Consider the following 23,097-nt stretch of genomic DNA (forward strand, 5'->3'; position numbering starts at 1 on the left):
GCACCGCAACCGGCGTGAGACGCTCTTTTCCCGAAAGCGAGGACAACCCGATGCAATCCGAAACCGCGGCTAAGCGCAAGACCCGAGGCTTCGCTTACTTCCAAAAGGGCTTCAGAACCCACCGATTCGCTTATGCGCTCATCGTTCCCACCCTTCTGTTCATGCTGCTCGTCCATTTCCTGCCGATGGCGCAGGGAATCATCATGTCGACGCTGAAGCTGAACCAGTTTACGCTCGCCCGATATTTGCATGCGCCTTTCATCGGCCTCGACAATTACAAGTCGCTGTTGTTCGACGGAAGCAATCCCGTTCGCCAAGGCATGGGATTCGCGGTGCGCAACACGGTCATCTACACGATCGTCGTCACCTTTCTCGTGCTGGCTTGGGGGCTGGCAGTCGCGATGCTGATGAACCGTCCTTTTCCCGGACGCGGAATTGCCCGAACCGCCATGCTGCTCCCCTGGGTCGTACCGTCTTACGTGGTAGGAGTATTGTGGGGATTCATGTGGCAGCAAGACGGTATCATCAATTATCTTCTGGTCGACGTGCTGCATCTGATGGGAGAAAAACCGTTCTGGCTCATCGGCCACAATACGATCTGGGCGATCATCATCCCGACGATCTGGCGGGGTTGGCCGTTCCTCATGATCGTCTTCCTGGCAGCGCTTCAAACGATTCCCGAGGATATCTACGAAGCAGCACGTATCGATGGAGCGCACAAGCTGCGTCAGTTCGTTCATATTACGCTGCCTTTGCTGAAGCCGGTATTCGCCGTGCAGCTGTTGTTCCAGTTCATTAACAACGTCTATTCGTACAATATCGTTTCTACCATGTTCGGCAACGGAGCCGGCTATCCGGGCGAATGGGGCGATCTGCTGATGACGGCGCTCACCCGGCAATCGTTCGGATATTGGGCATTCGGGTCCGGATCGGCAGCTTCGTTCCTGCTCATGGTCGTGATGCTCGTATTCGTAGGCATTTGGTATCGAATGTTCAGATCGGAGTTGAACGCGCAATGACGAGACGCACTTCCGCCAAACTGGCGAGCTTATCGCTTACAACGCTCACTTGGATTATCGTCATCGTTACGGTGTTTCCGATTTTCTGGATGGTGTTCGCCTCTCTGCATACGAACAGCGAGATTATGAAAGGCATCACTTCCTTCTCGCTTCCGTCACCCCAGTGGTCCAATTACCGAAATATGTGGGATATGATCAACTTCGCCGTTTATTTCCGAAACAGCTTGGTCATCTGCGGGTTAACGACCGTGTTTGCCGGCGCATTCGCCGTCATGGCCGGTTATGCGCTCGCTCGTTTCCGGTTCGCGGGCTCGCGCACGATCAGCATGAGCATTATCTCCACGCAAATGATTCCGGGCATCATGTTCCTGTTCCCGATTTACCTGATGTTCCTGTGGATCAAGCAGGCACTCGGAATTCCGATGATCGATACCTACTGGGGAATGATCCTGGTGTACACGGCCTTCTATACGCCGATCAGCATCTGGATCATGCGCAGCTTCTTCGTGTCGATTCCCAGCGATCTCGAGGAGTCCGCGGTCATCGACGGCTGCACGAAGTTCCAGGCCTTCTACAAAATCATTCTGCCCCTGTCGGTGCCCGGCATGATCGCGACCGGTATCTATATTTTCCTGACGGCTTGGGACGAGCTGCTCTTCGCCTGGGTGCTGACGACCAGCTCGGATGTGCAGACGATTCCGGTCGGCATACGCCTCTTCGTCGGCCAGTATAACACCCGGTATGACCTTCTCATGGCGGCTTCGACCGTCGTTACGCTTCCGGTCATGGCTGTCTTCTTTCTGACGCAGCGCTACTTTATCAGCGGAATGACGGCAGGCGCGGTCAAAGGTTGAAGAAGCCGCGCTACGAACCGGTGGAGGCGGACGCCGGTTCGTAGCGCGGCTGTGCTCAACTCTTTCTCGAATCCCGGTATTCCTGAGGAGTAAGTCCGTTGAAATCTTTGAAGAGCTTGATGAAGTAATGCGCGTTGGAATAACCGAGCTGCGCCGAAATTTCGTATATCCTGAGATGCGAATGCGAGAGAAGATAGGCAGCTTTCTCCATCTTCAAATGCTGAATGTAATCGCTGATTCTCCTGCCCGTCTCGGACTTGTAAATTTTGGACAAGTAAACCGGATGCAAGCCTACATGGTCCGCGATCGCATGAAGAGAGACATAATGAAGGTTTTGATCGACGAATTCATGCACCTGCGAGATCAACTGCTTGCGCTGGTCCATCCGTTCGGCATCGAATTCGTTCTTTAACGTGGCCAACACGGGAGACGCCCATTCCCGCAGTTGATCCGCCGTATGAACGGGCTTAACCGCCAATTGAGGCAGGTCGACAATCTCTCCGAGAAGCCTGCTGCCCCTATGGGCGATGTAGTAGAAGACGCTCTCGAGGTAATGGCGAGCTTCCTGAACATGCTCGGGGGACAGATCCTCCCGACGATTCAACTCGGCGGCAATGGAAGCAAGCTTATCCTCGATCGCATCCCAGTTATTGGTCTCGAACAGGTGGAACAGCGTGGGCGGCTCATAGAGGGATTGGAGTGACGGGATCGAGGCAGGGAGCGCCGGCTCACCGCCTGACAGGCAGACGCCGGTCTCCGGTCCGATCCGCTGCCGAATCGTCGTTACGGCGGAGAGGTACAGCTCGCGCGTCCGATCCGGAAAGACGCCCCAATCCGTCGTTACAACGGAGATGCCCCCGCCGAGAAGCGCGCTTACGTTTTTTTGCAATTGATAAGCGATTCGCTCGAGAAGAGCGGCATTCGACTTCGCGGCGGCGGCCTCCGAATCGGCTTGCGTTTCGCTCTCCCTATCGGCGCCAGGCTTCGCAGCCACCAAGAAAACGAGATAATCGTGGGTATCCTTGCACGACCAGAAGCGAAAGTGATCCTGAAGGAGCTCGCTGGCGATGTTGACGATGGCGAATTCGAACAGCAGCAGACTGTTTACGTCCTGCTGTTGGAAGAACGCCTCGAGCCGAATGGCGAGCAGCGAAGCGCGATCGCCGATGGAGAAGGGGAGACCGAACTTGTCCATCTTGTCCGCGAGCTTGGACCCGGGTAAGCGCCTGCCCAGGAGCAGCTCGTTTAGCAATTTGTCCCGCAGCAACGGCAGGTGCTCTCGAAGCGTCTGCGTCGTTCGCTGCTGGGAGGACCAGGCCTCCCATTCCAGGCGAACCTGTTGTTGCAGTTGCCTTAGCGTATCGATCATTTGTTCGTCGGCTACGGGCTTCAGCAGATAAGCGCTTGCTTGCCGCTCGATCGCCTGCTTGGCGTATTCGAATTCGGCATAGCCCGTAAGCAACAAGCATTTGATATGCTTCCAACGGTCGCGAACGAGATCGATCAATTCCATTCCCGTCATCTGCGGCATGTTGATATCCGTAACCAGGATATCGATGGGATGCCGCTGAAGAATCTCCAGCGCTTCCATACCGGAATAGGCTATATGCACCTGCTCGAAGCCGAGCTCCTGCCAGGGGATCGTGACGGACAGGTCGTCCACGACGTACGGTTCATCGTCTACCAGCAATATTTGCAGCAAGCGGTTAACCCTCTTTCTTATGAATACGAAGTTTCACGCGGATGCCGCCCAGCTCGGAGGGTTGAATCGACAGCCCCGAGCGGGGACCGAATTGATGCTTAAGGCGCTGTTGTACGTTCCACAGGCCGCAGCTCACTTCGCCCCGTTCGGGCTCGTTCAGTTTGGCAAGCAATTCGGCGATATCGTTGTCGCTCATGCCGGCGCCGCTGTCTTCAACGGTGATTTCCAAATCATCGCCATTGATTTCGCCTGTAATGCCGATGTAGCCGGCGCCTGCCTTTTTCTCGATGCCGTGAACGATGGCATTCTCCACGAGCGGTTGGATGAGCAAGCGCGGGATCGCCACGCCGAGCACCGTTTGAGGCGCTTCGATCCGATAATCGATGCGTTGTTTGCGCAAGTTCTGGATCGAAAGGTAGCTTTCAAGCAATTTCAACTCTTCCGCTACTGTCGTCATGGTATGGTCCAGACGGGTGATATAACGATAGTACTCGCCGAGATTGAGCGCCATTGCGGTCACGGCTGCCGTGTCTCCGACGCCGGCTTTGCTCTTGATGAAAAAAAGGCAGTTGTACAGGAAGTGGGGATTAATCTGAGATTGCAGTTGCTTCAGGTATGCGTCCTTGGCACGAAGCTGCTCCATGTAGACTCGCTCGATGAGTGATTGGATCTGCGCGGCCATATCATTAAAAGACTCGTTCAACAAGGAAAATTCGTTATTGGTTTTCAGCCTGATCCTCGACGACCAATCCCCTTCCTTCAGCCGGTTAACCACTCTCAGCAACGCGTTAATCGGGCGTTGGATTTGGCGGAACAGCAGCAGCGAGAACAGGATGCCAAGTCCCAGCAGGACGAGCGATGCCGTGAAAAAATAGCCGCGGCTGCTCTCCAGCGGCTTCAGCATCTGTTCCAGCGGCGAGCAGTGAATAACCTGCCAGCCAAGCGAGGAAGACCGGACGGTGCTGACGAGATAGCGCTTGTCCTTATATTTGAGAATCGAATAGTCGTTCTTCTGCGAGGACAGAGTGCCCAGACTGGACACGAGCCCTTGAACAACGTTCGAGTCCGTGCCCGGGGGATGGATAAGCCCCGTCCCCGGACGATAGAGAAAGGTGAATCCCCCGTAAGGAGATTGAATATCGCCCAGCAGCTTCTGCAAATTGGAGACCGGAAATCGGATCTCCATGATCATGTTGGCCGACTGAGGGCTGGACGCATAATCCGCCGGATCGGATAACAGCATGCGGAATTCGCCTTCCGATGCACGCTGCCCGGTTTGGGCGGCATAGGTCCATCCGTTGGATAGAGGCGACGATAATTGCGAAACGTCGAAACGCGAACCCGAATCCGAAGAGAGATATTCCTTCTCCTGCACGTTGTAGACCGTGATGGTATTCTCCAGGTTGCTCGTCACGGCTTGAAGCGACAGCTTCTCCAGCACGTTTCGGATGGTTTGGTTGCGGTCGATGAGATGGTCTAGCCGACCGATCTGCTCGTAGTCGCGGACGGTGGGATCGCGAAGAAGCGTATAAGCGGCAGTCGCCAGCTGATCGATGTTGCCGTCGAGCTGCTGGACGAAGAACTTCAGATGGCTGAGATCAGAGGCGGTCACCTGCTGCGTGATGACTTTAACGTCGTTCTGATAGGAACGGCCGTAAAGCAACAGCGTAATGAAGATGACGGAGACGAATAGCAGCATCATTTTGACAAAGAGATTCAAATGCTTGCGCAAGATGACCATCCTCTGTGGAAACGTTTCGCACTTTATTTAATTATATCATGCCGCAAGCGCAGGGATATGCTATGATGTCGTCGAAAGTTGATCGCGATAGGAGTGAACCGGCATGCGTTGGTACGCGTTCTTGCTTGCGGTCGTCATATGCGCCGGCTGCGATGGATCCAGCCCGGGCGGAGCGACCGCAACGGATCATAACCCGGATGCTTTTTTTGACGAAGCGCTCGGAAAGTTCGACCCGCCGGTCGTACTGGAGACGGTTGGAGCCGTTACCCCCAACATCGTCTTCGCGGACGGGGAAACGCTTGAAAATAATGTGCACACTCGTTGGGCCGAGGAACGGCTGGGCATTCACATCCGCTACAAATGGACGATACAGGATACGAACGGCGCCTATGGCAACAAGCTCCGGATTGAATTGGCCAAAGGCACGCTTCCCGACATCGTAACCACTCGGGAGTCAACGGTCATTCAGGAGCTGATCGATTCCGGGCAATTCGCGGAGGTCGGCGGGTTGTTCGACCGGTATGCCTCTCCGACATGGAAGGCGGCGATGCGGGAGGACCCTGCGGCCTGGGATGCCTTGACCCGGGACGGTCGTAAATACGCGATTCCGATTCTGGACTATGATTACAATTCCGACCCGGTCCTGTGGATTCGCAAAGATTGGCTGGACAAGCTCCATCTCGGCGTGCCGCGAACGATGGAAGAGTTGGAGCGAGTCATGCAGGCATTCACCGAGCGGGATCCGGACGGCGACGGCCTGAAGGATACGTTCGGCTTGACGGTAAGCTTCGCACACGGGGCCAACACATGGATGGCCGACAGCAGTTGGATTTTCGGCGCATACGGCGCCGTACCGAAACAGTGGAATCGATCGGCAAACGGAATGCTTGCTTACGGCTCCGTTCAGCCTGGCATGAAGGAAGCGCTTCGTCTTCTCAAATCCTGGATCGCGAAAAGCTACGTGCCGGCGGAAAGCCAATGGTATGACGAGACGCAAGCGGCTCAGCTGTTCGTCACCGGCAAAGCCGGCATCGTAGCGGGACCCTATTGGATGTCCGGCTGGCCGCTTGCCGAACTGAAGAAGACGGACGCCGGCGCCCGGTACGATGCGATCCCGATCCCCTCAGGCCCGAGTCATATCGCGCTTCGGCGGGGCACGCAGCCGGTTAACGGCGCCATCCTGATCAACAAAAAAATGAAGCACCCCGAAATTTTTTTCAAATACCAAAATTACTTGTTCGACTATTATGCAGCCTCCAAGGGAGAATTCCAATACGGACTCGCGGAAGGCTACGATTGGACGGTCAAGGACGGCAAGCCCACGGACGATCCGGCGGATTTGCCGTTGGGAGGTATCCGCGTCGCTTCTTATACGCTCACGTTCGACGGAGCGCGCATCCCGTCGCAAGTCGTCAAGGCTATGCCCAAAGACGTGGAGCAAGTCCTATTATCGCAACGGGACGCCTCGCGCAAGGATCAGTTCACAGGTCCGCCGACGCCGACCATGAAGAAGAATTGGGAACTGCTGCAAAAGCTTGAGCAGAAGTCGTTCGAGGCCATCTTATTTGGAGACGGCTCGGCGGACGCGTTCGACGCATTCGCGAACCGATGGTTCGAATTCGGCGGCGCCCGGATTACCCGGGAGGTAAACGAGTGGTATGCAGCCTCTAAATCTTCCGTTTCGGAATCGCCTTAAGAACGGGACCGTCATCGCATGGCGCCCTCTCCGCCCGGAGAAGCCGCTGCCGCGATGACGGTCTTTTTTGAGTGATTCAGGGTCGTCGGTTCACCGGCTTGCGACCGAATCAGTTGCTCGTGTATTTAACCCAGTCGTAATAGGCGTACAGCGGATTCGCTCCGTTATAGGAGCCGAGCCATGCGTCCACGCCCTGGCCGTTCCATAGATTCATCATGATCTTACCCGGATTGGAAGGGATGTTGCTTGTCGCCGTATGCTTCAGCACTCCGTCCACGTACCATTTGATGTAGCCGGGCTGCCAGTCGAAGGCGTAAGTATGATAGCCCTGCGAAGCGTCGAAACCGAGATCGACGATCTTCTCGTGTCCGCCGACGCCGTTCGTGAAGTAATTGAACTGAACCTTGGTCGTGTCCTTGCCGAGAAATTCGATATCGATCTCGTCCCACGGTTTACCGTCCGAGGGCCCGGTGTAGGTGAAGAAGGAGGAGACGATTCCCGTATTTTTGGCCGGCTTCATGCTGACCTCATAACGCCCGTAACCGTATCTATTCACCGAACGGTACTCCGCGCAATCGAATTTGTTGTATGAAGGGCTCGTCAGTGCCAAGCGAAGCTGTCCGCCTGACGTGAAGGTCGCGTTATTGGCCCTCCATGTGCAGTTGAACATGCCTCCGTTCGAGTAACCGTCCGCTTTCTGCCAGGTTGCCGGATTAAAGTAAGTGAGCGGCTCCCAGAATACCGTTGCTGCCGAGGATGGTGCGGCAAACAGGATGCACAACAAAGCGATGAGCGAAATTGCGCCAGTCAAACGACTTTTTCTCATCCATCAAACCTCCTATAATTAGGTAGAGATGCAAATTGATCATACTGCGTAAAATGATAGCGCTGCCATGACAATGATTTAAGTTCGATAACAATAATTCAAGGTGGTGGTCATGGAGCTTGTGCGCAAATCCGTAAGGTAAGGAAGAAATCATCGGCAGGTTGTTCCGCTTGCATGAAACCGATAAAGTTTTGTCTGATCGCGATCCGGTTCATCGGCCCGGCATGACGGTTGCTTTGACGACGAACGATCCGGGCAATGGAGCTTGCCGATTAAGTTATCGCATTGGAGGATGGATAAATTGTTTCGCAGTCGAACAACGAATCGCCGCTCGGGAAGCCGAGTTATCACCGCGACGATGGCGGCAGCGCTGCTTGCAGGTTCTTTGACGCTTGCCGGCTGTTCGCTTTTTCCCGCCGAAGACGAGGCGCTGGCGCCCCCGCTTGTCCAACCGGCACAAGAGACGTTCGACGTGGTCGAGGCGGCAAGGGGAAATATTCAAACTTATCTCAAAGGCACGGCGACATTCGTCTCCGCCCATACCGAAACGCTGTCGTTCAAAGCATCGGGAGGGCGTCTGAAATCGATCCGCGTTGCCCTGGGCGACCGGGTGAAGGCCGGCGACTTGCTCGCGGAACTGGAGACGGGCGATTTGGATATGCAGGTGAAATTGCAGAGGCTGAACGTGGAACGCGCGCAGCTGCTGTACAAACAAGCGAAGGTGTCCGGAGCGGACGATACCGATCTGCGCCTTCGGGAAATCGACTTGGAGCGGGAGAAGATTTCGCTCGGGGCGTTGGAGAGCCGGTTCGACCAAGCGAATCTGTATGCGCCGATCTCGGGAACCGTCATTTTCCTCGATACGCTCAAAGAGGGCGATAACGTCAACCCGTATCAGCCGATCCTCACCGTTGCGGACCCGTCCGGGCTGCAGCTGACGTATACGGCCGCGAATGCGAAGGACCTGCTACCGGTGGAAGTCGGCATGCCCGTCAGTCTGAAATACAAAGGCAAAGACTATCAAGGCAAAGTGCTGCAATCTCCTTCCAACGCCCCTGTCTCCACCGACAAGGCGAAGGCCGATCGCAACGCGTCGACGCTCGTCATGAGCATGGACGGCACGCCCGAGGGAGTTCACCCCGGCGACGTCGCCGAACTTACGATCGAGCTTCAGAAGCGGGAGAACGTCATCGTGCTGCCCCGTTCGGCGGTCCGTTCCTACATGGGGCGCTACTACGTGCAGGTCGCGGAGGGGGAACGCCGGAAAGAAGCCGATGTCGAAGTCGGACTGACGACGCCGACCGAAGTAGAGATCGTTCGCGGCCTGGAGGCGGGTCAGAAGATCGTATTGAACAACTGATCGATGCTGGCCCGGAACAACCGGGTGCAAGAATGGGGTATGCACATGGCGTTATGGTTGATGATCTTCCGCAAGATGGCGAACAACAAATGGCTGCAGCTGAACCTGTGGTTCGGCCTTACGGTTTGCGTAGCCCTATTCAGTTCCATGCCGCTCTACTCTCACGCCATCCTGCAGCGGACGCTGCAGAAAGAACTGCAGCAGGTGCAAAGCCTGAGCGTTACGTACCCGGGTTTCGTTCGGATCGCCACGTCCGTCTCTTCTTCGACAATGGACAGGAAGACGGCGCAGGCGATCGAACGCGCGGACCGATTCGTGCAGACGATTCCGAAACGGATGGGACTTCAGGCTCTGTCATTCTACCGGCAGCGGTCCACGCAGAAAATGAAGGTATACGGAGCCGACGCGTCGCAGCAGGAGAAGAGAGCGCAGAAAACGAACGGCAGCTTCAAGTCGCTTACCGATATGGAAAAGCGCGTGAGGTTGATCGACGGCAGAATGCCATCGGTCCGAACGGACGGAGTATTCGAGGCCCTGGTCACGCAGAGCTTCCTGTTCAAAGCGAAACGGGAGCTTGGGGAAGAGCTGATTGCGGAATCTCCGGACGAAGTCAAATACCGGGTCGTTCCGGTCGGCATCATGGAGACGAATCCGATGGCCGATCCGTATTTGCCGTTTCTGACATCGAAAGACGCCGACGGATTCCTGATTCCGTTCGAGCAGTTCGAACGCGAATTTACGAGAGGCGGCAAGGCCGGAGTCTCCGATCTGGAATGGCGTTTGGCCATGGATTACACGCAACTGAACATCGACCGCATCGGCGTTTTCCTTCAAGCGGACCGCGATATCCGGCGCTACTTCGCAGGACGTCTCGGAGTAGCCGAAGTCAACATCCCCGCGAGCAAGACGGTCGTTACTTATCAGGGGAAACAGGAGAAGCTCGACGTCATGCTGCTGTCGCTGTATTCTCCCGTCATGCTGATGCTTGTCTTCTACTTGTATATGACGGCAAATCTCATCATCGAGCGGCAGAAAACGGAAATTTCCGTGCTCCGCAGCCGGGGAGCGAGCCGTATCCAGATCATGACGGCTTATGCTCTGGAAAGTATGCTGCTCGGTTTAGGCGCGCTGGCCGCCGGACCGTTCCTCGGCGTCCTGTTCACGAGATTGCTGGGCGCTTCGAACGGATTTCTGGAGTTCGTTCAACGCTCGGCGCTGGAAGTCACCCTGACCGGAAGCGCCTATCGGATGGCGGCAGCCGCGGTTGGCGGGGCCATTCTGCTGATTCTGATTCCGGCTTTCTTGGCGACGCGGGTCAGCATCGTAGCCCACAAGCAGCAAGCGGCGCGCCTGACCAAGCTGCCGTTCTGGCATAAGACGGGAATCGACATCCTCCTTGTCTGCCTGTCCGGTTATCTCCTGTACAATTTCAACGTCCGGCAGGAGGATCTGAAGCGCTTGGCGTTGAACGCCGACGCCCTTCAATCGGATCCGCTGCTGTTCCTGATGCCGGCGCTATTCGCGCTGGGTGCGGGCCTTCTGGTCCTGCGGGTATACCCGTGGTTCATCCGCTTCGTCTATTGGGCGGGCCGGCGCTGGTGGCCGCCGGCGCTCTTCCATACGCTGATTCAGATCAGCCGATCGTCCGGGCAGTATCTGACGATCATGGTTTTCTTGATCATGACGGCAGCTACCGGCTTGTTCAGCGCGAATGCGGCACGAACGATCAACGACAACATGGAAAGCAAGATTCAATATGCCGTCGGGGCCGACATCGCGCTGACGACGCGTTGGGAGAGCGATGCGCCGCCGTCGGCGGCATACGGTTCCGTTCAACAGCCCCGGACCGGTGAGGAATTCGCGGCAACGAGACGAGTCCGGTATGTCGAGCCGCCGTTCAAGCCGTTCCAGGACCTTCCGGGAGTGGAGGCGGCCGCGAGGGTCTTCAAGAAGGAAAAGGTCGCCTATGCCGCCGGACGCAACAATAAAACCGGCAATACCACGCTGTTCGGAATCGATACGATGGATTTCGGCAAAACGGCCTGGATGAAAGAGGACTTGCTCGATCACCACATCAACCGATATCTCAATCTGATCGCGCCGAATCCGAGAGCGGTGCTGGTCTCGCGTTCGCTCGCCGATGCGGCCAAGATCAAGCCGGGGGATCCGATTCGCCTCTCGTGGGACGGCCTCGACGAGGCGGCATTCACCGTTTACGGAATCGTCGATTATTGGCCGAGCTGGAATCCGCTTCCGACCGGCGAAGACGGAACGAATCGCGAGGGAGCCCCTTTGCCTCATCTGGTCGTCGGCCATCTGAACACGATCCAGGACCGCCTGGCCGCCGAACCGTATGAGGTATGGCTGAAGCTGAAGGACGGCGCAACCAGCCAGCAGATTTATGACCGGCTGGAGAAGCTCCGAACACCGGTCACCAGTCTCCGGGATGCCAAGCAGGAGTTGATTCGGTCCAAGTCCGATCCGTTCCGCCTGGCGATCAATGGCGTCATGACGCTCGGGTTCGTCATTTCGATGCTAATCAGCTTTTTCGGCTTTCTACTGTTCTGGGTGCTCGTCTTGTCCGGACGAACGCTTCAATACGGAATGCTCAGGGCGATGGGGATCTCGTTTCCGCAGCTCATCGGAATGCTCGTCGGAGAACAGTTGCTGACCTCCGGCGCGGCGGTCGTCATCGGCGTGCTGATCGGCAACCTGGTCAGCGAGATGTTCGTCCCCCTGTTCCAAATGTCCTTTGCGACAAGGGAGCAAGTACCGCCGTTCGAGATCGTGCACCGGCTCGCCGATTACCTCAAGCTTTACGGCATTGTCTCGTTTACGCTGGCGATCGGTTTGTTGATTCTCGGCTTCCGCCTCGGCCGGATCCGGATCGCCCAGGCGCTGAAGCTGGGAGAGGAGTAAATGATGATCCAATACAAAAACACCGCCGGAGCAGCAAGCTCCGGCGGTGTTCATCATGGGTTGATCTTGACCAATTGCCATTGCTGATTCAGGTTGCCCCTGTAAAGGTTCTGCTGAATGAGCGCATTGTTCGATGTCGACGATCCGGCCACCTCGACGGCTTTATTGCTGTTTACGTTGACGATGCTCCAATACCCGTTGCTCAGCTTGAACAATCGGAACTGTTGAGCGGCATTGTTATTATCCGTCATTAACTGAATCGCTTCGCCGTTGTTCGACGTTCCGTTGCGGACATCCATGACCTTGCCGTCGGAAGAGCTGACGCTTCGCAGCTTGTAGTAGTTGTTGTACGTGCCCATATCCGTCAAGACCCATTGCTGCGCGGTCGCGCCATTGTCGGTATATTGCTGGAGCTGCAAGCCGTTGGTATTGGCGCCGCCCGGCACATCCAGCGCTTTGCCCGAGGCGCGATTGATGATTTTGTAGGTTGACCCGGATAGCACTCCGTTCCATATTCCGTTCCATGGATGCAGCTGCGCCCGCTCGTAATACCATTCGAAGAGGAATCGGGCCATGCCATCCCTCGACGGATCTCCATCATACTTTAAGCCTGCCGTCGGGTCGGCGAATGAGCTCCTCGTGCCGGACTCCAACAGGAACCCGTTCATATGGACGGCGATGCTGACATTGCCGGCCGCCGTGAAGATCGCCTTGGTATTCTTGCCGAAGCCTTCGTTCGAGCCGTTGAACAGCTCCCAATAGGAAGAGTCTCCCGGCAACCTCTTGAACCAGGTTGTCTCCGTGATATTAATCGGATAATTCGCCGCGCAAGGCTTGATGGTGTTGTCCCAAATCTGCTGAAGAGGCGCGTAATCGTCATGGGCGCCGTAGCCGGGATACCAGTGAACGGCATATCCGACATTGTTCAAGGGGTCGGTAAGCGGGTGCGAAGCACACAGTTGATAGTATTGGTCCCAGCCAAGGCCAGCCGCCCAGATGACGTTATCCGCCCCATTGTTACGAATGGTTGAAATGATGGAGTTCTGGAATGTTCTAAGCGCGTTCCAATGATCGACGAAGTCCGGCTCGGCGGGGTTTCCTCCCCAGCCCCCATTCGCATAAGACAGAACGGGCTCGTTGATGAGTTCGAACATGACGTTGTCGGCGCTCTTAATGGCCGATTGGGAGGAAAGGTATCCCCAGATTTGATTGAACTTGTCCAGATTGGCTTGCGTGGTGGCTTGGTTATTCAGAATCGTGAAGTCAAGACCCAGCGTAACATAAACCCCTTTGGTCTTGGCGTAGTTAATGTACGGAATGATGACATTCTGGGTGGCGGCCTGCAGCCCGGCGAAATTATAAGTGCCGGCCGCGACGTCGCCCATGTCCTCCCGGTCGATGAACAGGCGTACCTGATTCATGTACCATCCGTGAGTGCTTCCGTACAGGCTGGAGGTTTTGGTAAAGGTGTCGGTGATGTCCTTCAGGTAGGCTAGAATCGCCGCATGCCGATTGCCGCCGTTCTGATTCAGGTAATAGCTGCTGTTCTGGTACGTCCAGTAGGAGCCGGTGGGCTGATGCCACCCGCTTAGCAGCACGGGCTGTCCGCTGCTGTTGACCAGCTGGTTGCCGCTTACGTGGAGCTTGGACATGGGCATGCCCGTCCATGCTTCCGCCGGAGGGCCTTTCAGCATCGACGGCGTCAGTAGAAGCGCCGCTAGCAGAAACAGCTTCGTCAACCAGTTTGTCTTACCCTTCCTCATCACTGCTCATCTCCTTCGATTTTTAGGATGTATGCGCTGCCAAACTGAATTTACTACTTCTATTAGGAAGGCGAAAACCTGCCTAATTATGTCAAATATACCCTTTGATTTGCATGTTGCCGGATCGTACCCCGAAGGGCGAGTATTCTCCCCGGAAGAAGGCCTGCGGGGGCTTCTCGCGCATGGAAATACGGTTAGTCAGGTATTTTCGCCCGATCCGACCGGTCGTATCGGGCGAAAAAAAGCGCTAATCTTGGAAGGTGAAGATTACGATCAAGGAGAGCATGCGAGGTGTGGGAATGCGAAGGAAAATTCGTTTCCGAAGCTCCGACGCAAGGCGTGGTTGGACATGAACCAAGTCAAGCTGTTCGTGAGCGCGATAACGTTTCTTGTCATTCTGTCGGCCTGCAGTCGAGACCGCGCGGCAAATCCGCAACCGCTTCCGTCAGGAAACGGGACGGAAGCGATGCAGAAGGAGAATCCCATGAGCAAAAAGAATGAAACGCCGACGGCTCGGGCGATCGGCAAGGTTCCGCCGAACGGCAATCCCCTGATCTCCCATAAGTTCGGAGCCGATCCGTATGCGCTGGTATTCCGGGATCGCGTCTATTTATACATGACGAACGATGTCCTGGAATATGATGCCGACGGCAACGTGAAAGACAATACCTACGGGAATATCCGTAAAATTACGGTCATTTCGTCGGCTGATCTGGCGAACTGGACGGATCACGGAGAAATCCGGGCGGCCGGACCGCAAGGCGCGGCCAAATGGGCGACGCAATCCTGGGCGCCGTCTGCCGCGCATAAGGTGATCGACGGCAAAGACCGGTTCTTCCTCTACTTCGCCAACAACGCGAGCGGGATCGGAGTGTTGACGAGCGACAGTCCAACGGGGCCATGGACGGATCCGATCGGCCAAGCTCTCGTAACCAGAGCGACGCCAGGCGTTCAAGACGTGACCTGGCTGTTCGACCCTGCCGTTCTGACGGACGACGACGGCAAAGCTTATCTCTATTTCGGAGGCGGAGTGCCGAACGGGAAAGACGAATGGCCGGATACCGCCCGCGTGATGGAATTGGGTCCGGATATGGTCAGCGTCGTGGGTGAAGCGGTGACGATCCGGGCGCCGTATATGTTCGAGGACTCGGGCATCCATAAGTACAGAGGCACCTATTACTATACCTATTGCTCCAATTTCTACAACGGGACCCGTCCGGAGGGGAGCCCGTCGGCAGGGGAAATCGCTTATATGACCAGCGACCGTCCGATGGGGCCGTGGACCTATCGGGGAACGATTTTAAAAAATCCGGGTCACTTCTTCGGCGTCGGAGGCAACAATCACCATGCCATCTTCAGGTTTCGCGACGATTGGTACATCGCTTACCATGCGCAGACGTTGTCCAAGGCCATGGGCGTACCGAAAGGTTATCGATCGACGCACCTGAATCGGGTTTCCTTTCGGGACGACGGTTCGATCGAGGAAATTTCGGCGGATGTAAAAGGCGTTTCGCAAATTCAGCCTCTGAATCCGTATACCCGAGTCGCGGGCGCGACGATGGCTTGGAGCGCGGGGGTTGCGGCGGAATCCGACGCAGGCAGCGACAGCGAGACCGGAATGGCGGTCACGGACATCGAAAACGGGGATTGGATCGCTTTGTCGAAGGTCGACTTCGGCGGCAAGGGGGCATCTGCCTTCACGGCAACCGTATCCGGATCAAGCGAACCCGCCGCCGTGGAGCTCCGTCTGGATGCCCCGGACGGCAAGCTGGTCGGGACGCTCTCCGTTCCCCCGACTGCCGGACAGGAGTGGACGGAGCGCAGGGCGGAAGTTTCAGGCGCCGAAGGCATCCACGATTTATACATCGTATTCCGCGGAAACGGCGACAAGCTTCTTAAGCTGGGATCCTGGCAATTCACGGAGAAGGATAAATAACCGACACGTCGAGCGCTCCCGGTTCCATATTCGGTCTTAAAGGATTCTGACGATATTTTTTGAAATGGCAGGGTGTTGTTCGAAGATTTGCATATCATGGCACGGAAGCGGGATGAATCCATGATGATGAGCGTCGTTCAGAAACCTTTCGTTATTTTCCGTACTCGAATAAACTCCAATCGGCCGGTTGCTGATCATATTGTCGCGCCAATAACATTCATCGCCCGTTAAGACATAGCGGTTATCATTCGCTTCAAAATAGACGACAGATGAATCATCGCTATGACCGCCGATCACTTGGAATCGGAACAGGCCGCCCCAAATATAGTCATCTTCTACGGTCAGCACACGGCATTGAAGCAGCTTCTGTTGAATGGATTGCGAACATTCTTTTAGCGCATTTTCATAGCCGATTTTAGAAATGATGATTTCAGGCCTATCAAACAAGTCAAGATTTTCAATGTGGTCAAAGTGACTGTGAGTCATGATTACCGTATCAACGGAGTTTAAGTGATCAACGATGCGCCCTAACTCCTTTTCAACGCCGGTAAACGTAATGCCCCATTGATTTGCCGTATTCTCATCGCGAAATCCCGTATCAATGAAAATCGTTTTATGATCATGCTTTGCAATATAATAAGACCACGCAATCTTGACGATTTCATCCGAATGTTCCATGTCCCGGTATACATATTTTAAACGGAACGAAGATTCTCCGAATTTAACGGCGTACAGTTCCATTCGATGCCCAGTCCCTTCATCTAGTTGTTATATAATTCTCCAACCGAAGGAATTGTCCTTCCAACCTTTCGAAAATGCGGTAATTACCGTTTAACTCCATTTCAAGAAGCGGCAGTCCGAGGCGCAATCCACCTCAGGCTGCCGCTTTTCATATGCCGATTCCCGGCCAGCATTAAGCCGTAAAAGTAATCTGTTTGCGGTACTCGTTCGCGCTGGTTCCGGTATATTCCTTAAACTTCTTATAGAACCAATCGATTTCGGTATAGCCGACTTCGTTCGCGATTTCATAGATTCTCATGTCCGTTTGTTCGAGCAGCCGTTTGGCTCTTTCCATTCGCTCCCGGAGCAAATATTCGTTGAAAGTCATTTTGACCTCTTCTTTAAATTTTCTGCCCAGATAGGCACAGTTAAAGTGCAAGGCGTCCGAGATTTTTTTCAACGTTACGTTCCGATGCATCTCCTGTTGCACGTATTGTTTGACCACATCGACAATCGAGGATTGCTTGGAGCGCTTCCTGACCATGGCGGATATCCAATAGGAGTCCAACGCGGACCCGGTTTCAAGCTCCCGTTTGACTGCCTGAAGGCTCGCCGCCAAATCGGCGGTATGAACGGGATCGGCCAAGTAATCGCTTACCTGACAGGCCATGGCTTTCCTCGCAAGGTTGAAATCATGATCTCCGCCGATGAGGATAATCGGGATTCGGCTTCTTTGGCGGATTTGACTGCAAAGATTCAATCCCTCGATTTGAAAGCGCTTAATATTTATCAGGACAAGAGAGTACGGCTGTTTCTCCAGCAAGGACAATGCATCTTCGGACTTCCCGGCCCAACCTTGAATCGCGTAGCCCCATTGACTCCCATTCACCATTTGCCAGGTGGTTTCTCTCGACTGTCTGTCCGGATCGACGAGCAATACCTTGTGCAAATTCAGCACCTCGCTTTTCATGAGAATGGCCATGGTAGAGTTGAAGAACGTGCGAACATCGACCTCGCTTTCATTATGTTCAAAGCCGAGTACCGAAACAATGTGCAACTTTTTATACCGGGTACATTTGTTTACCTCTCAAACTAAGAGGTTGCCGGCGACCTCGGAACGTATGGATCATCGGGTCAAACACCTGCCGCCCGTCAGGTTGGCGGCGGTTTTTGAAAGCGCTACACTTCTCGGTGTAATCCACTCTCAGGGGGGTTTAAGATGCGAAGCAAGAAGGTTATCGCCATGTTGATCAGTTTGATGTTGTTACTCGCATTAGCCGCATGCGGCGGAGGCTCCAAGCCGGAAGGGAGCGGCAGTCCTGCGACCCAAGAGACCGAGCCGTCAGGATCCGCTGCGTCCGCGGAGACCGCAAGCACCTCGCCCAGCGAGGGAGCGGAGCAAGGAACGCCTGAAATGGATTTCGATATGGGCGGCAGAACGATCAAGGTCGTATCGTGGTGGGATATGACGATCCAGGAGGACAATCCGGACAATATTCAGCGCAAGAAGAATCTCGAAGCCTTAATGAAGAAGCATAATTTCAAAATGGAATTCGTCCCCATCGACTTCGGCGAGTATCAGCAGAAAGTGGTGGCGTCTCTGCTGGCCGGAGAACCGCTCGGAGATATCGTGCGCTTGGGCAAGAATTATACGATTCCGGCGCTGGTCAAACAGGATCTGCTCTGGCCGGTGGACGAGTACACGAAGAACGCGAAAGTATTCAATGCGAAGGCGAACGAGTTCATGAGCTACAATGGCAGAACCTACGCCTTCACGGAACAGTCCAACCTGGTCACCGGTATCTTCTACAATCGCACGCTTCTGAACAAGCTCGGCTTGAAGCCGCTGCAGGATTACGTGAAAGAAGACAATTGGAATTGGGAGACGTTCATTCAAGCCGCCAAAGAAGCGAACAAGGATACGAACAACGACGGCAAGCTGGATACTTGGGGGCTCGCGCAGAACGGTTTCATGGCCGCCGCCTTGGTTTCCAACGAAACCAGCCTGACCAAAGAGGATAAACAGAATCTGGACGATCCCAAAACCGCCGAAGTGTTCAATTTCCTTTCCCGCTTGGCCACCGAGAAAGTGGCCAGACCCACGGAAGGCGGAGATTGGACGGAACCGGGTCAATTTTTCCGTCAAGGCAACACGCTGATGTATGCAGGCGCCATGTATGAAATCGGCGGCCTTAAGAACGACATGAAGGATTTCGACATCGGGTTCCTTCCGTTCCCCAAAGGTCCCAGCGCGATGGCGTACCATTCCGTCGAACCGGCTTTCCAGGCTCTCACGATTCCGAAGGCGGTCAAGGATCCGGAGAAGCTGGTGTATATCTGGGAAAAGATGAACGATATCGACTCCATTTACGATTATCCGGATCAAGCGACGCTCGAGAGCAACTTCTCGAATGAGGATGACATTCAAAATGCGCGCACGACGGGAGAAGGCATGCTCGTTCTCGACCACGATACTTTCCCGAAATTGCCGTTTTACGATATCTTAGGCGAAATTACGGCGGGCAACTCGGTCTCCACCGTGGTCGAGAAGTATAAAGCGCCGGTCCAAGCGGCGATCGACGAAGTGTACAAAAAGTAAAATATCCGAAAGTCTCGTGGTCCTCTCCCGCGCCGGAGAGGACCAAGAGATCGGATAGACAAGACGAATAGAGAGGAGGGGAGAAGAATTGCACAGCAGAAAAAGGACCTCTTTTATCGCCATACTCGTACTCGTGTTATTTTTTTTGTCCATTTGGGCCTTCTCTCCTTCGAATCGATCCGGGCAAGGACATGTTAACGCCATGGGCGATTTTGACGCGATTGCGGATTCGGCTGCCGAAGACGGGTATGACCGCTATTTGAAAAGGTATGCGGCAGCGGAACGGCCCGACGAGGTCATCCGCATCGAGGGCGAAAACTATTCCGTCACCGCCGGGGACGGATTCGAAATCGCGGACCGATTCGAAGGATTGGATGGAAAAGCCGTCATGACGCCGGAAACCGGTTCGATCAGCTGGAACGTGAATGTCGATCGTCCGGGCCTGTACAATATCCGAATCCATTATTATCCGATAGAAGGCAAAAGCTCGGCGATCGAGAGGCAAATCGCCGTCAACCGGAACGTGCCCTTCAAGGGAGCGGACATCCTCCTGTTCAACCGGCTGTGGGGCAACCGGGATCCGGAGATTCGAAGGGACGACAGAGGAAACGATCTCCGCCCGAGGCAGGAGGAGAAACCGGCCTGGCAGCTCTCTCCGTTCAAGAACAGCGACGGTTATTACGAAGAGCCGTATTGGTTCCATTTCGGCAAAGGCACCCAGGAACTCACCATGACGTCGCTGCGGGAACCGATGGCCATCGATTATATCGAGCTGTATCAGGAAAAACCGGTGAAGACCTATGAAGAAGCAAGCAAGGAATACAGGGCTGAAGGAATCGGTCCCGCCCGAAATCAATATCTGCTCGTCCAAGCGGAGGATGCGGCGCTGAAGTCTTCGCCGATGCTGTACCCGCTGTCCGACCGTTCCAGTCCTTCGGTCGTTCCGTACGATGTCTCGAAGATCCGCATGAACGCGATCGGAGGTTTGAACTGGAAGCTGCCCGGCCAGTGGATCGAATGGGAAATCGACGTGGCGGAGGAAGGACTGTATCGGATCGCGTTGAAACGGAAGCAGGACCAGCTTCGGGGCATTTACGCCACCCGGAGTCTCATGATCGACGGAGAATATCCGTTCGAGGAAATGAAGCGGATCCGGTTCCCATACAACGCGGATTGGCAGATGGACGTATTGGGCGGCGAGGAGCCTTACTTGTTCCATCTGACCCAGGGCAAGCACCGAATTCGCCTGACGGTTACGCTCGGAGAGATCGCGCCGCTCCTTCGGACGATCGAGTCCAGCGTGCTGGAGCTCAACGAAATGTACAGAAAAATCCTGATGATCACGTCGAATACGCCGGATCCGTACCGGGATTACCAGCTGGAGAAACGGATCCCGGGCATGGTCGAGGCGTTCCGGACGCAGGCGCAGACGATTCAAAGCGTTGCCGATTACTTGGAACGATCGACGGGCGAACGCAGCGATAAAGTCTCCGTTCTGTATACGATGGTCGAGCAGCTCGAAGAAATGGCGGATAAACCGGAAACCGTCGCCAGGCGCCTCGGTTCTTTCAAGATCAATGTCGGCGGACTCGGGACATGGATGCTCACCGTTCGGGAACAGCCGCTCACGCTGGATTATCTCGTCGTATCCTCGCCGGGCACGGAGCTCCCCAAGGCCAACGCGACCGTACTGGACAAAGTCAAGCACGAGCTTGGCGCGCTGGCCGCTTCTTATACGGAAGATTACGACAGCATCGGCAATACGGGGAAAGGCAGCCGTTCGATTACCGTCTGGATTACGACCGGACGGGATCAGGCGCAAGTGTTGAAAAACTTGATCGACGACTCCTTTACGCCGGAGACGAATATTTCGGTCCGGCTCCGGCTCGTGCCCGGCAACATCCTGCTCCCGGCAACGCTGGCCGGAGAGGGGCCGGACGTCGCCTTGCAGATCGGCGAAGATGTCCCCGTCAACTATGCGATGAGGAATGCCGCGGCCGATTTGTCGGTCTTTCCCGATTATCGGGACGTCGCATCGCGATTCCGGGACAGTGCTTTGGTGCCCTATCGATACAACGGAGGCTTGTATGCCCTGCCGGAGCAGCAAACGTTCCCGATGCTGTTCTATCGCAAAGATATTCTCGAGGAGCTCGGATTGACGCCGCCCCGAACGTGGCAGGACGTGTACAAGATGATTTCCGTGCTTCAGAAGCACAACATGGAGTTCTGGCTGCCGATCGAGAATCCGACGAACAACGCGACGCTCGTTCCGAACGCGACGTTCTCGATGCTGCTCTACCAGAACGGCGGCGGCTTCTATCGGGACGGCGGCACGAGAAGCGCCCTCAACTCGGATATCTCGATGGAATCGTTCAAGAAATGGACGCAATTCTACACCAACTACAAGTTTCCGTTAATCGCGGATTTCCCCAACCGGTTCCGTACGGGAGAGATGCCGGTCGGCATCGCGGATTACACGACTTATAACATGCTGACGGTGCTGGCGCCGGAAATCAAAGGCTTGTGGGACTTTACCCTCGTGCCCGGCACGGAGACGACAAACGGCAGCGTCAATCATGAAGTCGCCAGCCATACGACCGCGGTCATGATGCTCCGGCATGCGAAGGACAAAGCGTCGGCGTGGGCATTCATGAAATGGTGGACGGACAAGGAAACCCAAATGGCGTACGGACGCGAGATGGAAGGGCTGTTGGGCGAGGCGGCGCGTTATCCGACGGCCAATACCGAAGCGCTCCGGGAATTGCCTTGGCCGATCAAAGATTATCGCAACCTGGAGAGCCAGTGGCAATGGGTCAAGGGGATCCCGCAAGTGCCGGGCGGATACTTTACCGGCAGGCACCTGGACAACGCCTTCCGCAAAGTCGTCAACGGGTCCGAAAATCCTCGCGAAGCCTTGTCGGACTCTATCTTGTACATCAACGACGAAATCTCCATCAAGCGGAGAGAATTCAATTTGCCGTACTAGTTCGGGGGTGGAAACCGATGCAAGCCGATACGACCCGTCCGGCCGCGGCGCCCCTTCTCCGCGCGAACCGGGCATCGCGGTGGGCGCTTGCGTTCCAAGCGGTCCAAAAAAGCAAGCACTACTACGTGCTGATGGGTCCCTTCATGGTTATATTTTTTCTGTTTACCGTCATTCCGGTCGTCTTCTCGCTTTTTCTGAGCTTCACTTATTTCAACATGCTGGAGTTTCCGCGTTTCGTAGGATGGCAGAACTACACCCGTCTGTTTCTGAACGACGACGTCTTCATGATCGCTCTGAAGAATACGTTCCTGTTCGCGGTCATTACCGGGCCGATCAGCTATTTCGCCTGTTTTCTGTTCGCCTGGATCATCAACGAGCTGCCGCCGAAAGTCCGCGCCTTCATGACGCTGGTGTTCTATGCGCCTTCCATTTCCGGGAACGTGTATTTTATTTGGCTGATCATCTTCTCCGGGGACCGGTATGGTTATTTGAACGGGTTTCTGATCCAATTCGGGTTTCTGCTCGAACCGGTTCAATGGCTTACGAACGAGAAATACATTCTGACCATCGTCATCATCGTTCAGCTGTGGCTCAGCCTCGGAACGAGCTTCCTGGCCTTCATCGCGGGTCTTCAGACGATCGACAGGTCGCTCGTCGAAGCCGGCGCGGTGGACGGGATCAAGAACAGGTGGCAGGAGCTCTGGTTCATCACGCTCCCCTCCATGAGACCGCAGCTTCTGTTCGGCGCCGTCATGCAAATTACCGCTTCGTTCGCGGTGGCGGACGTATCGATCGCGCTCGCGGGATTTCCCAGCGTCAACTACGCGGCGCACACGATCGTAACCCATCTGATGGACTACGGTACGATTCGATTCGAAATGGGCTATGCGTCCTCCATCGCAACGGTGCTGTTCCTCATCATGATCGGAACCAACTTGCTGACGCAGAAACTGCTGAGAAAGGTAGGCGAGTGACG

At 55.2% G+C, this 23,097-nt stretch carries 15 protein-coding genes; 9 read left to right on the forward strand and 6 right to left on the reverse strand.

The features are described from left to right. The first annotated feature begins 50 nt into the window (after positions 1–50). Together GE107_RS04070 and GE107_RS04075 are read left to right on the forward strand one after the other, a co-directional pair. Positions 51–1,019: a carbohydrate ABC transporter permease gene (locus tag GE107_RS04070; protein WP_219638210.1), complete on the forward strand. Its 969-nt coding sequence runs from the start codon at positions 51–53 to the stop codon at positions 1,017–1,019. After that, on the forward strand, positions 1,016–1,873 hold the full coding sequence (locus tag GE107_RS04075; protein ID WP_219638211.1) for a carbohydrate ABC transporter permease: 858 nt from the start codon (positions 1,016–1,018) through the stop codon (positions 1,871–1,873). Before GE107_RS04070 ends, GE107_RS04075 begins: the two co-directional genes overlap by 4 nt. 55 nt (positions 1,874–1,928) lie before the next feature. On the opposite strand, the gene GE107_RS04080 is transcribed toward GE107_RS04075, so the two are convergent. Next, the gene (locus tag GE107_RS04080; RefSeq protein WP_219638212.1) at positions 1,929–3,575 is read right to left on the reverse strand and encodes a response regulator; all 1,647 of its coding nucleotides are present in this window, start codon (positions 3,573–3,575) and stop codon (positions 1,929–1,931) included. A gap of 4 nt (positions 3,576–3,579) precedes the next feature. Then, positions 3,580–5,307, reverse strand: coding sequence for a cache domain-containing sensor histidine kinase (locus GE107_RS04085; RefSeq protein ID WP_219638213.1), 1,728 nt, complete (start codon positions 5,305–5,307; stop codon positions 3,580–3,582). 112 nt (positions 5,308–5,419) lie between these two features. On the opposite strand from GE107_RS04085, the gene GE107_RS04090 reads away from it, so the two are divergent. Then, complete coding sequence (locus GE107_RS04090; RefSeq protein WP_219638214.1) at positions 5,420–7,012, forward strand: extracellular solute-binding protein; 1,593 nt, start codon at positions 5,420–5,422, stop codon at positions 7,010–7,012. 109 nt (positions 7,013–7,121) lie between these two features. On the opposite strand, the gene bglS is transcribed toward GE107_RS04090, so the two are convergent. Continuing rightward, positions 7,122–7,838, reverse strand: coding sequence for a beta-glucanase (bglS, locus tag GE107_RS04095; RefSeq protein WP_219638215.1), 717 nt, complete (start codon positions 7,836–7,838; stop codon positions 7,122–7,124). 301 nt (positions 7,839–8,139) lie between these two features. On the opposite strand from bglS, the gene GE107_RS04100 reads away from it, so the two are divergent. Next, the gene (locus GE107_RS04100; protein WP_255570169.1) at positions 8,140–9,198 is read left to right on the forward strand and encodes an efflux RND transporter periplasmic adaptor subunit; all 1,059 of its coding nucleotides are present in this window, start codon (positions 8,140–8,142) and stop codon (positions 9,196–9,198) included. A gap of 45 nt (positions 9,199–9,243) precedes the next feature. After that, positions 9,244–12,117 carry an ABC transporter permease gene (locus GE107_RS04105; RefSeq protein ID WP_219638216.1) on the forward strand — a complete coding sequence of 958 codons (2,874 nt, stop codon included), beginning with the start codon at positions 9,244–9,246 and terminating at the stop codon, positions 12,115–12,117. A 53-nt stretch (positions 12,118–12,170) separates the two neighbouring features. Here the strand turns inward: GE107_RS04105 and GE107_RS04110 are convergent, their stop codons facing one another. Further along, a complete protein-coding gene (locus GE107_RS04110) occupies positions 12,171–13,880 on the reverse strand; it encodes an RICIN domain-containing protein (RefSeq protein WP_219638217.1) in 1,710 nt (569 codons plus the stop codon). A 349-nt stretch (positions 13,881–14,229) separates the two neighbouring features. On the opposite strand from GE107_RS04110, the gene GE107_RS04115 reads away from it, so the two are divergent. Further along, positions 14,230–15,816 carry a glycoside hydrolase family 43 protein gene (locus GE107_RS04115; protein WP_219638218.1) on the forward strand — a complete coding sequence of 529 codons (1,587 nt, stop codon included), beginning with the start codon at positions 14,230–14,232 and terminating at the stop codon, positions 15,814–15,816. Positions 15,817–15,852: 36 nt separating this feature from the next. On the opposite strand, the gene GE107_RS04120 is transcribed toward GE107_RS04115, so the two are convergent. Next, positions 15,853–16,557 (reverse strand): MBL fold metallo-hydrolase, encoded by a 705-nt coding sequence (locus GE107_RS04120; RefSeq protein ID WP_219638219.1) that lies wholly within the window; start codon positions 16,555–16,557, stop codon positions 15,853–15,855. Between the two features lie 172 nt (positions 16,558–16,729). Then, positions 16,730–17,518 carry a helix-turn-helix domain-containing protein gene (locus GE107_RS04125; RefSeq protein ID WP_370636257.1) on the reverse strand — a complete coding sequence of 263 codons (789 nt, stop codon included), beginning with the start codon at positions 17,516–17,518 and terminating at the stop codon, positions 16,730–16,732. A 237-nt stretch (positions 17,519–17,755) separates the two neighbouring features. Here GE107_RS04125 and GE107_RS04130 point away from each other — a divergent pair, with 237 nt between their 5' ends. The 3 genes from GE107_RS04130 (at position 17,756) to GE107_RS04140 (ending at position 23,095) form a co-directional block, all read left to right on the forward strand. Continuing rightward, the gene (locus GE107_RS04130) at positions 17,756–19,135 is read left to right on the forward strand and encodes an ABC transporter substrate-binding protein (protein ID WP_219638221.1); all 1,380 of its coding nucleotides are present in this window, start codon (positions 17,756–17,758) and stop codon (positions 19,133–19,135) included. Positions 19,136–19,337: 202 nt separating this feature from the next. Next, a complete protein-coding gene (locus tag GE107_RS04135) occupies positions 19,338–22,121 on the forward strand; it encodes an extracellular solute-binding protein (protein ID WP_370636258.1) in 2,784 nt (927 codons plus the stop codon). Positions 22,122–22,138: 17 nt separating this feature from the next. Then, positions 22,139–23,095 (forward strand): carbohydrate ABC transporter permease, encoded by a 957-nt coding sequence (locus GE107_RS04140; RefSeq protein WP_219638222.1) that lies wholly within the window; start codon positions 22,139–22,141, stop codon positions 23,093–23,095. Positions 23,096–23,097 lie beyond the last annotated feature (2 nt).

The sequence above is a fragment of the Cohnella sp. CFH 77786 genome (assembly GCF_019400745.1).
In the GTDB taxonomy this organism is placed as follows: Bacteria; Bacillota; Bacilli; order Paenibacillales; family Paenibacillaceae; genus Cohnella.

What these genes read in the sequence shown, in the direction of transcription:
- GE107_RS04125 (WP_370636257.1), bottom strand. Translation starts at nt 17,518, where the DNA reads ATGGCCATTCTCATGAAAAGCGAGGTGCTGAATTTGCACAAGGTATTG.
- GE107_RS04070 (WP_219638210.1), top strand. Translation starts at nt 51, where the DNA reads ATGCAATCCGAAACCGCGGCTAAGCGCAAGACCCGAGGCTTCGCTTAC.
- GE107_RS04115 (WP_219638218.1), top strand. Translation starts at nt 14,230, where the DNA reads ATGAACCAAGTCAAGCTGTTCGTGAGCGCGATAACGTTTCTTGTCATT.
- bglS (WP_219638215.1), bottom strand. Translation starts at nt 7,838, where the DNA reads ATGAGAAAAAGTCGTTTGACTGGCGCAATTTCGCTCATCGCTTTGTTG.
- GE107_RS04140 (WP_219638222.1), top strand. Translation starts at nt 22,139, where the DNA reads ATGCAAGCCGATACGACCCGTCCGGCCGCGGCGCCCCTTCTCCGCGCG.
- GE107_RS04110 (WP_219638217.1), bottom strand. Translation starts at nt 13,880, where the DNA reads ATGAGGAAGGGTAAGACAAACTGGTTGACGAAGCTGTTTCTGCTAGCG.
- GE107_RS04120 (WP_219638219.1), bottom strand. Translation starts at nt 16,557, where the DNA reads ATGGAACTGTACGCCGTTAAATTCGGAGAATCTTCGTTCCGTTTAAAA.
- GE107_RS04130 (WP_219638221.1), top strand. Translation starts at nt 17,756, where the DNA reads ATGCGAAGCAAGAAGGTTATCGCCATGTTGATCAGTTTGATGTTGTTA.
- GE107_RS04135 (WP_370636258.1), top strand. Translation starts at nt 19,338, where the DNA reads ATGGGCGATTTTGACGCGATTGCGGATTCGGCTGCCGAAGACGGGTAT.
- GE107_RS04075 (WP_219638211.1), top strand. Translation starts at nt 1,016, where the DNA reads ATGACGAGACGCACTTCCGCCAAACTGGCGAGCTTATCGCTTACAACG.
- GE107_RS04105 (WP_219638216.1), top strand. Translation starts at nt 9,244, where the DNA reads ATGGCGTTATGGTTGATGATCTTCCGCAAGATGGCGAACAACAAATGG.
- GE107_RS04090 (WP_219638214.1), top strand. Translation starts at nt 5,420, where the DNA reads ATGCGTTGGTACGCGTTCTTGCTTGCGGTCGTCATATGCGCCGGCTGC.